Source organism: Terrabacter sp. P5_B1 (assembly GCF_056400505.1).
The window spans coordinates 1-14,283 of the sequence record NZ_JBFULD010000069.1; the positions used below are offsets into that span (position 1 = coordinate 1).

Annotated in this window: 14 protein-coding genes, 1 tRNA gene, 2 pseudogenes and 1 riboswitch; of the genes and pseudogenes, 5 read left to right on the forward strand and 12 right to left on the reverse strand. The window is 68.9% G+C overall.

Annotation, left to right across the window (positions count from 1 at the left end):
* Both AC1DP0_RS07290 and AC1DP0_RS07295 read right to left on the reverse strand, forming a co-directional pair.
* Nucleotides 1-367: pseudogene (locus AC1DP0_RS07290) on the reverse strand (hypothetical protein); the annotation flags it as partial.
* A complete protein-coding gene (locus tag AC1DP0_RS07295) occupies nt 364-1,383 on the reverse strand; it encodes an NAD-dependent epimerase/dehydratase family protein (RefSeq protein ID WP_478083242.1) in 1,020 nt (339 codons plus the stop codon). The gene AC1DP0_RS07295 and the pseudogene AC1DP0_RS07290, both read right to left, overlap by 4 nt.
* Nucleotides 1,384-1,559: 176 nt before the next feature.
* Here AC1DP0_RS07295 and AC1DP0_RS07300 point away from each other — a divergent pair, with 176 nt between their 5' ends.
* Entirely contained in the window at nt 1,560-2,951 is a 1,392-nt protein-coding gene (locus tag AC1DP0_RS07300; protein ID WP_478083245.1) for a phosphotransferase, read from the forward strand.
* Between the two features lie 236 nt (nt 2,952-3,187).
* Here the strand turns inward: AC1DP0_RS07300 and AC1DP0_RS07305 are convergent, their stop codons facing one another.
* Both AC1DP0_RS07305 and AC1DP0_RS07310 read right to left on the reverse strand, forming a co-directional pair.
* A complete protein-coding gene (locus tag AC1DP0_RS07305; protein WP_478083247.1) occupies nt 3,188-3,508 on the reverse strand; it encodes an ANTAR domain-containing protein in 321 nt (106 codons plus the stop codon).
* Between the two features lie 630 nt (nt 3,509-4,138).
* Nucleotides 4,139-4,420, reverse strand: coding sequence for a hypothetical protein (locus tag AC1DP0_RS07310; RefSeq protein ID WP_478083248.1), 282 nt, complete (start codon nt 4,418-4,420; stop codon nt 4,139-4,141).
* Between the two features lie 884 nt (nt 4,421-5,304).
* Here AC1DP0_RS07310 and AC1DP0_RS07315 point away from each other — a divergent pair.
* Both AC1DP0_RS07315 and AC1DP0_RS07320 read left to right on the forward strand, forming a co-directional pair.
* Entirely contained in the window at nt 5,305-5,580 is a 276-nt protein-coding gene (locus AC1DP0_RS07315; protein ID WP_478083250.1) for a hypothetical protein, read from the forward strand.
* Between the two features lie 861 nt (nt 5,581-6,441).
* Entirely contained in the window at nt 6,442-6,969 is a 528-nt protein-coding gene (locus tag AC1DP0_RS07320) for a DinB family protein (RefSeq protein WP_478083251.1), read from the forward strand.
* 27 nt (nt 6,970-6,996) lie between these two features.
* On the opposite strand, the gene AC1DP0_RS07325 is transcribed toward AC1DP0_RS07320, so the two are convergent.
* From AC1DP0_RS07325 to AC1DP0_RS07335, 3 genes are read right to left on the reverse strand one after another with little or no spacing between them, the layout of a single operon-like run.
* Nucleotides 6,997-7,425, reverse strand: coding sequence for an arsenate reductase ArsC (locus tag AC1DP0_RS07325; protein WP_478083253.1), 429 nt, complete (start codon nt 7,423-7,425; stop codon nt 6,997-6,999).
* A 13-nt stretch (nt 7,426-7,438) separates the two neighbouring features.
* Nucleotides 7,439-8,119, reverse strand: a complete 681-nt coding sequence (locus AC1DP0_RS07330) for an aquaporin (protein ID WP_478083254.1) — start codon at nt 8,117-8,119, stop codon at nt 7,439-7,441.
* The gene (locus AC1DP0_RS07335; RefSeq protein ID WP_478083255.1) at nt 8,116-8,463 is read right to left on the reverse strand and encodes a metalloregulator ArsR/SmtB family transcription factor; all 348 of its coding nucleotides are present in this window, start codon (nt 8,461-8,463) and stop codon (nt 8,116-8,118) included. Before AC1DP0_RS07335 ends, AC1DP0_RS07330 begins: the two co-directional genes overlap by 4 nt.
* A 102-nt stretch (nt 8,464-8,565) precedes the next feature.
* On the opposite strand from AC1DP0_RS07335, the gene AC1DP0_RS07340 reads away from it, so the two are divergent.
* Nucleotides 8,566-9,027, forward strand: coding sequence for an ArsI/CadI family heavy metal resistance metalloenzyme (locus tag AC1DP0_RS07340; RefSeq protein ID WP_478083256.1), 462 nt, complete (start codon nt 8,566-8,568; stop codon nt 9,025-9,027).
* A gap of 298 nt (nt 9,028-9,325) precedes the next feature.
* Here AC1DP0_RS07340 and aqpZ read toward each other — a convergent pair whose 3' ends face one another.
* Both aqpZ and AC1DP0_RS07350 read right to left on the reverse strand, forming a co-directional pair.
* Nucleotides 9,326-10,120, reverse strand: coding sequence for an aquaporin Z (aqpZ, locus tag AC1DP0_RS07345; protein WP_478083257.1), 795 nt, complete (start codon nt 10,118-10,120; stop codon nt 9,326-9,328).
* Nucleotides 10,121-10,368: 248 nt separating this feature from the next.
* On the reverse strand, nt 10,369-11,067 hold the full coding sequence (locus AC1DP0_RS07350; protein ID WP_478083259.1) for an EcsC family protein: 699 nt from the start codon (nt 11,065-11,067) through the stop codon (nt 10,369-10,371).
* Between the two features lie 415 nt (nt 11,068-11,482).
* Between AC1DP0_RS07350 and AC1DP0_RS07355 the strand changes: the two genes are divergently transcribed.
* Complete coding sequence (locus AC1DP0_RS07355) at nt 11,483-12,061, forward strand: site-specific integrase (RefSeq protein WP_478083260.1); 579 nt, start codon at nt 11,483-11,485, stop codon at nt 12,059-12,061.
* A 44-nt stretch (nt 12,062-12,105) separates the two neighbouring features.
* Here AC1DP0_RS07355 and AC1DP0_RS07360 read toward each other — a convergent pair.
* From AC1DP0_RS07360 to AC1DP0_RS07370, 3 genes and pseudogenes are all read right to left on the reverse strand, one after another.
* Nucleotides 12,106-12,178 (reverse strand) — tRNA-Thr (locus AC1DP0_RS07360).
* A gap of 183 nt (nt 12,179-12,361) precedes the next feature.
* Nucleotides 12,362-13,054 carry a transglycosylase family protein gene (locus AC1DP0_RS07365; protein WP_478083263.1) on the reverse strand — a complete coding sequence of 231 codons (693 nt, stop codon included), beginning with the start codon at nt 13,052-13,054 and terminating at the stop codon, nt 12,362-12,364.
* Between the two features lie 6 nt (nt 13,055-13,060).
* Nucleotides 13,061-13,249: riboswitch (cyclic di-AMP (ydaO/yuaA leader) on the reverse strand.
* Between the two features lie 322 nt (nt 13,250-13,571).
* Nucleotides 13,572-14,283: pseudogene (locus tag AC1DP0_RS07370) on the reverse strand (serine/threonine-protein kinase); the annotation flags it as partial.

The window sequence follows — 14,283 nt, forward strand, 5'->3', positions numbered from 1 at the left end:
GGGCTGGGACGAGCTCTCCCATGGCCCCGTGCGGCATGTGGTCGACGAGGAGGATGTCCGGGTCGAACTCTCGCACCGCACCGGAGATCAGCCGTCGACGCAGCGCGAGGACGTCCCGGAACGACGCCGACAACGACACCGCCTCCCACTCCCCGGGACCTGACTTGCGGATGCTGGGGAGCTTGAGGAAGTCATGACCGGGGGCGGTAGCGAAGAACTGCCCCAGCGGCGAGTCCGAGAGGGTGAGCGCGCTCGCCCCGGGCATCTGGCGCAGGAACTCGGCGGCGAGCAACGACGTGCGGCGCATGTGACCCAACCCCAAGCCGTCCTGGGAGTAGATGAGCATCCGCGGCTCGTGACGGCTCATCGCACCCACCCGCCCTGGGGCGATGCCGGGGGTCCCTCGGCCGTCCCGGGCGGCGCGACCTCTTCGCGCGGGTGCTCGCGCAGCCCGCGGTGCCACGCCACCTGGTGCTTGAGCCCGAGCCGCAGGTCCGTCGCCGCGCGCCAGCCCAGGGCTGCCGCAGCCGCCCTGCTGTCGCCGTGGGTCTGTGCAGTGTCTCCGGGACGGTGCGGCATGCGGGCAACGGCCGCCTCGCCGCGTACCTCCTCCTCGAGCATGTGGAGGACGTCCGGGACGGCAACCGGGGCGCCCCGGGCGATGTTGAGGATCGTGCCCGAGGGCACGGGCGCCGCGACGGCCGACACCACCGCGCGCGCGACGTCACCGACGAAGGTGAAGTCCCGCAGCTGCACCTGGTCGCCGAACACCGGTACCTCACGCCCGTCGAGCAGCGCCTCGGTGAAGCGGTGGATCGCCATGTCAGGGCGCTGGCGCGGCCCGTAGACCGAGAAGAAGCGCAGCGACACCGTGGGGACGCCCCGCTCGTGGGCGTACGCGCCGACCAGGCACTCGCCGGCCAGCTTGCTCACGCCGTACGGACTGAGCGGAGCCAGTCGGCTCGACTCGTTCATCGCCTCCAGCGTCGGCCCGTAGACGGACGAGCTCGAGGCGTAGACGACGCGCGGGGCGTGGCCGCTCGCGGCCGCCTCGAGCWGGCGTTGGGTGGCGAGGACGTTGCGCTCGACGTACGTCGAGAACGACTCGCCCCACGACGTGCTGACGCCCGGCTCGGCCGCGAGGTGGACGATGGCATCCACGCCTTCGACCAGCGGGCCCAGCCGGGCCGTCGTCAGGTCCTCTCGAATCAGGGTGAACGACGCGTTCTCGCGCAGGCCCGAGATGTTGCGCAGCTTCACAGCAGGGTCGTAGCTGTCCGTGAGGGCGTCCACCCCCCGGACGTGCCAGCCGTCGCTCAGTAACAGCTCGACGACGTGGCTCCCGATGAAACCTGCTGCACCGGTGACCAGAACGAGTTTCACGAGACCCCCTGACTCGCGCTCACTACGGCTCACGGCGCCGCCCCCCCGGTCCCGTGAATGTGAGTTCGGCGTTTTCAGTGTCACATCGGTGAATTCCCGATGTCTCCGGAATGAATTAACTCGGCCCAGCCGGATGGTCCCGGCATCTACCCTGAGGGGACGACAGAGGGGCGAGCATGGATCCGACGTGGTTCGAGCGCGGCGTGCACCCCGAGAGCGTGACCAGCGCGCTGCGGCACCAGGTCCCTGAGTTCCGTTCGGGCACAGTGCGTCTGAGCGGCTGCCGAGTGACGCGACTGCGTTCGGCAGACGACGGGGATCGGTGGACGGCGACCTATCTGCTGGCGGTCGAGGGCCCCGGCGGAGCGCAGCGGACCATCTCCGCCCACGGCGCCCTCGTCCCGGTCGGCGACGCGCCCCCGACGACGGCGGGCGGGTCCGGGTTCGGCGACGATGGCTGGTCCTGCTGGCTGCCGGACCTGCGGCTGCACCTGCACATCTGGTCGGCCGACGCGCAGCTGCCGGGCCTCGACGCCATCACTCACGAGGCATCGGCGCGACCCGTGCTCGAGCAGCTGCTGCACGCCTACCGTCCTGCCAGCGACGACGTGCGGCTCCTCGGCTGCCAGTCGGCGGTGATGAGCTACAAGCCCGGCCTGCGCGGCACCGTCTGCTGCGACCTGACCATCACCCCCTCCGAGACAGCGGCGGACTGGCCGCGCACGGTCGTCGCCAAGGTGCATCGGGTCGATCACGGTCGGGCCTGCCACGACGTGCTGGAGGCCCTGTGGGCCTCACCGCTGCGCTCCAGTCCCGCAGTGCGCATCGCCGAGCCGATCGGTTACGTCGACGAACTCGGGATCTCGGTGCAGTCCTACCTCGACCACGGGTGCACCCTCAAGGAGCTCCTCGCCGACTCGTTCGCCGCACGCACGGAGTCGGCGCAGGTCCACGACGCCATCCGCGGTGCGGCAGCTGGGCTGGCGGCGCTGCACACGAGCGGCGTCAGCGGCGGGGAGACGACGGTCTGGGCCGAGGAGCTCGCCGCCGTCGAGGCCAAGCAGGCCAGGCTCTCAGCCGTCGTCCCGTGGTTGGACCGGCTCACCGGTACGGCCTTGAAACGCATCGGCCAGGCGGGCGGGCACGTCGATCCCGACCCTGCCGCCCCCGCGCACGGCAGCTTCCGGCCGGCACAGGTGCTCCTCCTCGACGACGGCGGTCTCGGCCTCATCGACTTCGACAAGGCGGCTCAGGCAGAGCCGGCCGTGGACATCGCGCGGTTCTTCGCCAAGGTGCGCCACACCGCCGTCAACAAGGCGGCCGACCAGGTCGCGCCCGGTTCGCCCGCCTTCGAGGCGCGCTCGCTCCGCGTCGACTCCCTCGCCGAGGTCTTTCTCGCCGCCTACCGGGAGCACGCGCCCGTCACCGAGGGGCGCGTGCGGGTGTGGGAGGCGCTCGAGCTGTGCTCGCTGGTCCTCAGCGCGGCGAAGAAGATGCTGCCCGATCGCGCGGATACGTGCGCCGCGATGCTCGAGCGGCACCTGCTGTCCCACGACGCCACCAGCTGAACACGCGGCKGCTCTCGCCTCCGACCGCCTCCGCTCATGACGAAGAGGAGCAGCGCGCCGCTGCGCAGGATCCGCCCCGTAAGGCGTTCCCGACCCGCTGAGCGGTAGCTTGGTGTCGCCGTGGCCGGTGGTCCATGGGCGGCAGCGTCACGGTCTGGGCTCAACAGGGTGGCCGGCGTTGGCGTGCCGGTGGGCAGTTGCGACCCCTCCGGTGGCCGCCGCTACCGGGAGCGGGATCACCTCTCGGCGAGGTGCCCGGTCTGGGCCAGCTCCTCGGCGAGGTCGAAGAGCTTGCGGTTGCTGTCCTGGCTGACCCGCACCAAGATGCTGAACGCCTGGTCCGCTGTGATCTTGAAGCGTTCCATCAGGATGCCCTTGGCCTGCCCGATCAGGTCCCGCCGGGCGAGGGCGACGTTGAGGTGGTGGACCTTGTCGGCGCCCGCGAAGGCCACCGCGGCGTGGCTGGCGAAGAGCCGCCCGACGTGCTCCGACTCGTCCGTGAAGCTGTCGGCGCTGCGGCTGTAGAGGTTGAGCGCGCCTAGGTCGTCGTTGTCCACCCACAAGCTCGAGCGGCGAACTTGGGCCACCGGTCCTCAGCGGCCATGTCCGGCACGCGGACCGTCTCGTGCTCGTAGGCTGCATCCAGGCATGACCCTGCCCTGTCTCGCTCTGCACAGCGTCAACCTTCGCCGGCAGGTCGCCCGACCGGTGCTGCGAGGTCACGTCGCGCCGCCCGACGACCACGCTGATGGAGGCCTCGTCGACGCCCGGGATCAGCTTCACGGCCGCCCGGACGATTTCATCCAGCATCAAGCCCGAGTCGTCCTCGGACTGCGCTCGCCACGCGAAGTCGCTCAACTGGAGCGCCAGCCGGTCATCGTCCGCCGTCGTACCGGCGTCCGCGGTGGAGGGTTGTCCGCGTCCGTCGTCATCGGGAGGGGGCATGACGGGGAACCTAGAACCTGACGAAGTGTGCGCCAAGCGCCGCGGCGCGTTGCCGCGGGGGCCGGCCGCAGCCCGTGATGTGCTCGATCCTCAAGGGGACAGGGACCCACAGTTGTCGGTTCGCCCCAGCCTTTCCCGTCGTCGCCGGACTTTGTCCTGCCAGGTCCGACGGCGTGGAGCTGGGTGGAAACGCGCTACGCCCCACTGCCCTTTCGGGCGGCGGGGCGTAGCAAGAGCGGAGCTCAGCGGTTGTCGCGGGCGTGTCCGCGCGTCCCGGACTTGGCGAGCCCGCGGGCGATCATGTACCCGATGGTCAGGAAGGTGATGTAACGCAGGGCCTGCTCGGCGCTGAACGGGTCAGCGGTGTTGTTGCCGTCGTCGCTGACCACCAGGGCGGTGATGGCGACGGCGAGCACGGTCGCGAGGTACGCGATCAGCTCGGTGGTCTTGCGGGCCGGGCGGGTCTCGGTGGAGTGGCTGATGGCCGTCTCGGTGGTGGTGTCGTCGTGCTGGCGTGTCGACAAGGTGAAGTCCTCAAAGTGGAGTCTCGACGGGCTCGTAGAACCCGGTGTGACGACGGCCTGTCTTTAGACTCTCGGGAAGCGCCCGATTGCGGGCTTCACCGGCGACTGCACTCAGAGGCAGTCGCGTCGCTACGTCTTACTACCATGTCGACAGGGGACGAACCTGTCAAATCGGGGTGAGCCAGCCGATAAGCGGCATCCGAGGAAGTCGCGAGGCCGCATCCCCACCACCGGGTCCCCCCTGTCGCTGGACTGCAGCCCCAGCGACGACGACCGAACGACGGTCAGCGGGTCACCGCTGGGTCGACGACCTCGCTGTCCAAGGCTGTCGGTCAATCGCTGACGCCGTTACACAAAGCCACTGGCAACACCCTTCAAGCGGATCTTCGCCTGGAACGGAGGCCAACCACCCGAGTGCCTGTGATCGCGCCGTTCGTGGTCGAGGTGGACCCCGAAGCCTCAGCCGCCGGGGGTGTGCTCCGCCACACCCCTGCCGGTCCGACACCGGTGAGGTCCATCAGGCTCGACCCGCGAGCCAGGACCGCAGCTCGCAGCTCGGCCTTGATCATCTTCAGCTTCCCATCGCCCGCGACCAGGTCGCCCAGCTCCTCGGCGGCCATCCGACGGCGGGTCTTCCCGGCAACGTCCCGTGGCCGCACTGAGGCCGAGATCGCGTTGGCCTGCAGCGCAGACAGGTCTCGCTTCCGTTGTCCTGGAACGAGTTCCGACAGCAGCCGCTGCAGTCGGCTCACCGTTTGCACCGGACGTTGGGCCAGGTCGTCGCGGCGGTCGGCCAACATCCGCAGGGCCTCGAGCTCACCGTCAGGAGTCAGCTCACGCAGCCCCTCGGTGCGCACCGCGACCATCGCGATGGAGGCACCACCATGCCGGGCGCCCGCGGCCTCAGCCTGAAGACCCTCCTCACCGACCCGCAGGCCACCCTTGCCCGGACGTGGGTCTTCATGGAGGGCCCCCGCCGGACCAACTTTTGGCAGGCGGTCAAGAGCCAGCAGTACAAGTACATCGTGTACGCCCGAGGATTCAAGGAGTTCTACGACCTGAACACCGACCCTTATGAGTTGACCAACCGGGCCAACGACCCCGCGTACGCGACACGGCTGTCTGCCGCTGAGGCCGCCCTGACCGCGCTGAGACCTTAGAGGGCCGCACCTGCCGCTCAAGGCAGCGATGAGTCGACAGGGGACAGACAGGAAAGAGGCACGGAGGGAGTGCGAGACGTCAACACGACGTCGAGCCTGCGGGGCGGCGGCCCTTCTGGCTGGTCCACCCCTGTCCTCGCCACGCAACTGGCCCCATGCCCGCGAAACCGCAGGTCAGGGCCTATCGACGGGGTCGAGCACCGAGCTGGCGAGGGGACTCGAACCCCTAACCCCCTGTTTGTGTCCGGGGCTATTGGTGGCCCTTGTTGTCTTGGCGAAATCCTTGGCGCTGAGCGTGTTCGGGAGCTCGATCTCTGCTGTCGGCTGCCGGGTCTGCTGGGCGCTTCGACTCGAAAGAGGTGGGCAAAGAGGTGGGTGCCGCGATTGGCTCCGCCAGCCACGCGGGTCTGCGCAGTGACGCGTACTTGGCGAGTCACCAAGGTGCCGCGCAGAAGGCGCGTCAGGTCGATGCCGACCGGCCGGGCGCCGCCATGCCTTTGTAGAAAGCGTGGGGGCGGTGGGGTGCGCGAGGACGGCGCGCCAGCGCCGCCCGCAGCGCGGGGTCCCCGACGCGGGTCCCCGCTTTTCTGCGCCGGAGGCGCAGCTTGAGCCAGTACAGAAAATCCTCACGGCGCGGCTTCAAACACCGATGTCCTGTCTCGGGGGATGCTTGACAGGCTTCAAACACCGAACGGCCCAGCGGCGTTGAGCGCTCGTCGACTCGGTACGTCACATGACGTCGGAAGCCCTGAGTGGTGGATTACGCCGGAGAACCGGTTGGGGCCACGAGTAAGTCCGGCCGCGTGGGCCCACGCGCCGCCTTCGCGGGCTAGCGTCAGAGACCACGGCGTTGGAGTAGACATGACACCCGAGTCGATAGTCCAAGAGCTGGGGGCCGCCCGCGATGACTTCCACGCCCTGCTGGACTCGGCCTCGCGCCGGGAGCTGCGCCAGTCGAGCGAAGGTACCAAATGGACCAACGAGCAGCTGCTGTTCCACATGCTGTTCGGTTACCTGCTCGTGCGGAACTTGCTCTGGCTGGTGGGGGTCTTCGCGCGCCTCCCGGCGTCATGGTCGCGTCAGTTCGCCGCCGGACTCAACGCCGCGACCCGCCAGTTCCACGTCGTTAACTACGTCGGCTCACTCGGCGGCGCAACTGTGCTGCGGCGGCGAGGGATGGAAGGCGTGATGGACCGCGTGACCGCCAGCCTCATTCGGACGCTTGAACGCTCCAGTGAGCAGCAGCTAGCCCGCGGAATGCACTTCCCCGTCGGTTGGGACCCATACTTCAAGGACTACATGACGATCCAGGACGTCCTGCACTACGCCACCCAGCATTATCAGTACCACCGCCACCAGCTCACACTCAGCGGCGTCCACAACGCCTGAACGAGCTCACGGCGAGCCGTCATCTGATCACCCCTCCTCATCGGGAGTGAGCTGGTTGATGAGCGTCTGGATGCGGTTGCGGATCTCGTCGCGGATGGGGCGGACGTGCGCCAGGTCCTGGCCTGCAGGGTCGTCCAGGACCCAGTCCTCGTAACGCTTGCCGGGGTAGAAGGGACAGGCGTCGCCGCAGCCCATGGTGACCACGACGTCGGCCCGCTGGACGGCGGCGTCGGTGAGCACCTTGGGGCTCTCGGTGGTGATGTCGATGCCCTCTTCGGCCATGGCCTGTACGGCGACGAGGTTGACGTGTTCGGCCGGCTGGGATCCGGCGGACAGTACCTGGATGCGGTCGCCGGCGAGGTGCTGCAGGTAGCCGGCGGCCATCTGTGAGCGGCCGGCGTTGTGCACGCAGACGAACAGGACGGTGGGTCGGTCGGTGGTGGTCGCGTCGGTCATTAGAGGTTGCCTTTCAGGCAGCGGACGCTGCGGCGCCGCGGCGTCGGGGGTGCAGGACGGCGACGACGCCGAGTCCGGCTGCGCCGCCGACGAGCTGGGCGAGGACGAAGGCGGGGACACTGGCGGGTGCGATGCCGGCGAAGGTGTCGGACAGGGTGCGCGCGATCGTGACGGCGGGGTTGGCGAACGACGTGGAGCTGGTGAACCAGTACGCGCCGGTGATGTAGCCGCCCACGGCGTAGGCGACGCGGCTGTGGTCGGTGCCGCGCAGGGTGCCGAACACGATGACGACCAGGCCGAGCGTCGCGACGACTTCGCCGAGCCACAGCCCGGTGCCGGAGCGGACGTGACCGGACACCGAGACAGCGGGCAGGTCGAACATGAGGTTCGCGACCACCGCGCCGACCGCGGCCCCGGCCAGTTGCGCGCCGATGAGGGCGGCAGCCACTCGGGAGGGGATCGTCCCGAGGACTCGCTCGAGGACGGTGATGACCGGGTTGAACGAGGCCGAGACCGGGTGCAGCGCCAGGATCAGTGCGACGAGGACGGCGCCGGTGACGACGGAGTTCTGCAGCAGCTGCAGGCCGACGTCGTGCGGGGACAACCGGGTGGCGGCGATACCCGAGCCGATGACGGCGGCGACGAGGAACGTGCTGCCGACGAACTCGGCCGCGACCTTCTGTCGCAACCTCACGAGGCGGTGCCGGAGATCAGGGTCGCCAGCGAGGACAGTGCGGACGGGCTGGAGCGGTAGTAGACCCAGACGCCGCGCTTCTCCCGCTCGAGCAAGCCGGCCTCGTGGAGCACCTTGAGGTGGTGGCTGATCGTTGGCTGCGACAGCTCGAACGCGTCGTTGAGGTCGCACACGCACGCCTCCCCGCCCTCATGCGAGGCCACCAGCGAGAGCAGGCGCAGACGTACCGGGTCGGCCAGCGCCTTGAGAAGCGGTGCGATCAGCTCGGCAGCCTCCTGGCTCATCGGTTCACGGCTGAGCGGTGAGCAGCACGCCACGGCCTCGACGGGCGTCAAGGTCAACATCGAAGAGTTCGACACGCATCGATATTGACAGATGTCTATGAGTAGGTGCAACCTCGACCCATCTACACATCGACGCTCATCGATTTCTGAAGGAGTTACCCCATGAGCCGCATCCAGCTCGCCCTCAACGTCGAGGACCTGCAGGCCTCGATCACCTTCTACTCCGCTCTGTTCGGCTCCGAGCCTGCGAAAGTCCGGCCGGGCTACGCCAACTTCGCCATCGCGCAGCCACCGCTCAAGCTCGTCCTCATCGAGAACCCCGGAGAAGGCGGCAGCATCAACCACCTCGGCGTCGAGGTCGCCGACGTCGACACCGTCGACTCCGAGCAGACCCGACTGTCCGAGCATGGCCTCGCCACCATCGACGAGCGCGGCACGACGTGCTGCTTCGCCAAGCAGGACAAGTTCTGGGTCGAGGGCACCCCGAACGGCGAGCGGTGGGAGGTCTACACGGTCCTCGCAGACAGCATCACGTTCAGCGGCCCAGAGTCGTCCGACGCCACCGGCTCCTGCAGCACCGAAGCCGCCGCTGACGTCGCCCCAAGTGCCATCGCCTGCTGCTAGTCCTGCCGGGCTCTGCTCTCAAGGTCGCTCCTCTAGATCCGTGTTCCATGTCGCGCATCAGGTGGCGCACCGATGCCGCACACCAGGTGACACAGGACACGAGCTCTGACTCTGCGTCCTGTCTTGATGGCCACTAGCAGCTGTTGCTGAAGCGCGATGCGACACGCACGGGCAGCCGGCTTGAGCGGATGTTCGTCAGTCGGATTTGTCCGCGCCGCCAGCAGGATCCACTGCCGAGGCCGCCGGGGTGTTACTGCGGCCCTGCTGGAACGCGGAAGGTCGCCGGACCCGCTGAGTTCTAGCTGCCGGTGAGGTCTTTGGGGTCGACAATGCCGGTGATCTCCTCGGAGCGTCGGTCGACGCCTGTGAGCAGGTGGTACGTGGCGCCGGCGATCGCTGCACCGACGATGGGTGCCACCCAGAAGGCCCACAGTTGCCCGGGTGCACCGTTGCCGTTGAAGAAGGCGACCGCGGTGGAGCGGGCAGGGTTGACGGAGGTGTTGCTGATCGGGATCGAGACGAGGTGGATGAACGTGAGCCCGAGGCCGATTGCCAACGGCGCGAACCCGATCGGCGCCCGGTCATCGGTGGCCCCCAGGATGATGACAAGGAAGAACGCGGTCAGCAGCGCCTCGGCGCAGAGCACCGAGATGAGGCTGTATCCGGCGGGCGAGTGCTCGCCGTAACCGTTCGCTGCCAGGTTCCCGGTCACCTCGAAGCCGGGTTTGCCGCTTGCGATCCCCCACAGGGCCAGGCCGGCCAGCAGCCCGGCAACCACCTGGGTGATGACGTAGGCGGGGACGTCCTTCCACGGGAAGCGTTGCGCGACCGCGGCTCCGATCGTGACGGCGGGGTTGAAGTGGGCGCCGGACACGTGGCCCACGGCATACGCCATGGTCATGACGGTCAGCCCGAACGCGAGGGCCACACCGACGTGACCGACGCCGACCTGAACGCTGGTCCCGGCGCCGCCGCCGGCGTTCGGCTGGAGGAAGACTGCGGCGTAGACGGCGGTGCCGCAGCCGCCGAAGACGAGCAGGAAGGTGCCGAGTGCCTCGGCGATGAGGCGGGATCTCAGCGGGGGTGTGCGCATGCCACGACTTCCTTCCGGTCTTCTTGGTTTCATCAGGTCACACTCGCAGCGTGACGCACCGCGACTGCCGTGAAAACCCTCACCGGGTCACCGATCAACGTGAACGTCCGGCCAAGGGCGGCGTCGACCTGTCCACGGCATGGTGGGACGTCCAGCGACGAGCGTCAGATGAGTGCGTCATCTATGCGGCCGAGCGTGCGAGATCGAACGCGCCACATCTCCAGCCACGAGGCCCGGGCTCACCATATTCACTGAGCATGCGCGTCCAGACGCGGGAACTCCACCAGGGCCTGTCCGGCGATGCGCGCCATCATCCAGCAGTCCAACGCGGCGCCGGCGCCCCCGCCCAGGAGCGGCGCACCGCGGCCGAGGTTCCAGAAGAGGCGCTTGTTCACGCGCCGCAGCAGGCGGAAGAAGATGGCCTTGTTGACGAGCATCAATGCGCCCGGCGGCATTCGGCGCAGCCCGATCCGCGACAGCGTGCCGGCTCCGAAGCCTTCCTTGGCAAGCACCTCGTCCGAGCGCGAGGCGACGAGGGTCAGCAGCACCGCGGTGCGCACCTCAGGCTGGCGCAGATCGTAGCCGCGGACAACGGCGATGCCCCCGACCATGCGAGTGGCGATGACGTAAAACTCTGCAAGATTCACCGGCAGCGCGACGGGCAGCGTCACGTAGCCGCCGACGCCGGTGAAGAAACCACCCACAGCGCCGAGAGCGAGATGAGCCCGCACCAGCGCCTCGATGGCCTCCTCGGAATCTTCGGAATCACGCAGCGCGGCCTCGGCGACCCGGACCGCCGACCGGATCGGTCCGAGACCCTCGAGCGCGATGTCAAGCACGACTCGGCCAATCGGACCGGGATGCTGACGGCCAGCAGCCTCCAGCGCCGACGGGGTGCGCCGCTCTGCGTCACCGGATCTGGGCCYCAGCGACTCCAGCCAACCCATGCACCCGAGTCTGACAGAACGAGGGATCCCCCGCAGGTCCTCCTGGCGACCCGGACGCCCCTCGGCAAGTGGGATAGGCGCATACGCGCTTCAACGGCGCAATGGCGCCAGGCGCGGGATCGTCGCGGCGGCTTCGGGTTGGACACCGCCTTGACCGAGCGGTGGACGCGGCATCTGGCCCAGAGCCGAGTTGGGCAGGGTACGCCCGCGTTCCCGTTCTGGCTCTCCGCGACACGCAGCGGCTGCACCACACGGGCCGACCTGACTACAGGGGTCCCCAAGTGGCGCAAACGCACCAAGCAGCTGCGCGCGAGAGGTCGAACGTCTCCGCGTCAGACCGCAACGACAGCCTCGCGCACTGACGGTCGAGGAGCGCACACAGTGGTTCATCGGCGTCGCTGGCAACCAGAAGGCCATGGAACGCGACCTGCTCGACTTGCCCGCGTTCCTCCTCGCAACCGGGCTCCGCATCGGGGAAGCGTTGGCGGTCACTTGGTCCGAGGTGGACTTCGATACGGCCACGATCGCGGTCTCCTCGACCCTCATCCGCGTCACCGGCCGAGGCCTCATCCGCAAGGGGACGAAATCGGAGGCGGGTCAGAGGCGCCTGCGACTTCCGGTCTGGTGCGTCACGATGCTCCAGCGACGCGCTCAGACGCTCTACGACCCCGAACGACCCGTCTTCGGCACCATCGACGGTGACTTCCGGGACCCCCGCAACGTCAGCCGCTTCCTCCAGGAGGCGCGCGAGGCGGTCGGCCTGGACTGGGTCACCGCGCACGCCTGGCGCCAGACCACCGCCACCGTCCTCGATGAGATGGGCGCAACCGGTCGCATGATCGCCGACCAGCTCGGGCACACGCGGGTGTCGATGTCGCTGGACGTCTACCTCGGTCGCGGTCTCGCTGACCCACGAGTGCTCGCGGCCTTGGAGTCAGCCGATCCCCTGACGATCCTGCCGGCACGCGAAAAAGGTGGGCAAAGAAGTGGGTGACCGGGTGAGGAGCCGAGCACCAAGCATGTTTGTGCTGGTCAGAGAGCTGGCGAGGGGACTCGAACCCCTAACCGCCTGTTTACAAGACAGGTGCGCTACCAATTGCGCCACGCCAGCACGCCCGAGCGCGAGCGCCGCGGACGGGCGAAAGCGTAACCGAGCCGAGCGGCATGCGTGCAAACCGAGGGCCCGGCCACGCGTCACAAGTGCGACAAGCTCGACGTCCGGGAACGAGAAAACGGCCCCGCGCAACCCAGGGGTTGGTCGCGCGGGGCCGTCCGGCTCAGTTGTACCAAAAACTCACGGAAGACGCAGCGTCTGACCCACGAAGATCAGGTTCGGGTTGGTGACGCGCGCTCCGTTCGCCTTCCAGAGGGCCATCCAGCCACCGGCCACGTGGTAGCGCTGGGCCAGCTTGCCCAGGGTGTCACCGCTGTGCACGGTGATCTGGGCGCCCTTGGCCGTGTTCCTGGCAGCGGGCGCGACGGCGTACGTCTTCTTCTTGCTGACCGACTTCTTGACGGTCGAGGTCGAGGTGGTGACCTTCCTCGTCGTCGTCAGCGGCGCGCGCGAGGTGGAACGCGAGACCGTGATCTGGCTCGACGTCGCGCCGCCGTTGGCACGCGTCAGACCGGCGCGGACCGAGCACACCGGCCAGGCGCCTGGGCCCTGGACAGCGAGGACGCGCTGCGCGATCGCGATCTGCTGGGCCTTGGAGGCGAGGTCGGCGCGCGGGGCATAGGCCGTGCCGCCGAAGCCGCTCCACGTGCTCGGCGTGAACTGCAGGCCTCCGTAGAAGCCGTTGCCCGTGTTGATGGCCCAGTTGCCGCTGGACTCACACGCAGCGACGGCGTCCCAGACCGAGGATGCCTTGGCCGATCCGGCCGTGGCCAGTCCGCCGATGAGGGTGGCCGCTCCGGCGATGCCGACTCCCGCGATGCGCTGCTTGACCGAGATCTTCTTGGCGGCAGCATGCTTGGACAGGTACTGCATGGTGGTGATTCCTTCCTGACGCGCGCCTGCGGGGTTAGCTGTCGGGTTGGGGCGTCAGGTGCCCCGTCGCAGATGCGACTTCACCCCAAGGCCAGGTCTCGTCCTCATTGACACGTGCTTCGACACACATGCACTCACTGGCCACACTGGGTCCCCCGTCCTCGCCCGGCCCACGGGTGTGGGCTACATCCCTGGCTGGCGAGGCTCGGCGCGCTCAGGGAAACGGATTGATGGGTGTCCATGTGAAGTTGTGGGAGCGTACGTGTGGAGCCGGACGCGACGAAGCGAGCCGGGAACCAAGGGTGCAGTTCCCGCTCCGGCCAGAGGCCGGGTTCCGCCGAGCACTGACGGTACGTGAGGTTGTCACGTCGCACAACCCAAGCCGAGACACTTCCGTGATCTTTTTTCGGAGCCGCTGGTCAGACGGGTGCGCTAGGGCGCACTGGGGCGACACAGCTGTCGCTGGCCGGGTCCACAGGCGCCGCCGAACCGCGGCAAGGTCGCAGCAGTCCAGTCGTCAGCGACCGAATGGACTGCCGGAGAAGGGTTTCCACGTGAGGCTCGCCCCGTGTCGCAGCGCCACCAGGGCAGCGACGAGGCCCAGGACGAGCAGGAGGCCGCCCACGATCTGGGACGCGAGGCCGACTGGCACGAGGCGCCGCACCATGGAGCGCGACCCGCGCCGGAGCGAGGCACCACCCGGCCCCCACCACAGCATGAGCAGGCTGAGGACGCCGCCGACGGCGAGGCTGATCGGCGCGCCGGGGCCGAGCTCGGTGCCCTGGGTGCCGGCGAGGAGCAGGGCGGTGGCGAACACACCGGCCAGCGCCACGGCGACGGGCAGCAGCAGCCCCACCACGGTCGCGATGGTGCCGACGACGAGGTGCCACGGACTCGAGACGACCGCGAACGGCACGTCACTGCGCCGGCGCCCGAAGTCGTAGCGCCGCAGCACGAGGGCGGTGACGGAGCGGTCGGTGGCGCGGGCGAGCGCGGACAGGGCCACGAGCGCGACGACGGCGATGCCCGGCCACGCCATGAGGGCGCCGATCCAGGCGGCGCTGACCGCGGCCAGCAGCCCGGTGCGCATCGGCAGGCCGATCCGGGGGTCGCCCTCTCGGGGGGCGGGCTCCTCCTCGTCCCACTCCTCCTCGGGCCAGTAGCCGCCGGCCGGGCCGTCCTCGACGTCCTCGCGGTCGTATGCCGTGAAGTCGGGGGTGGGCGCACGC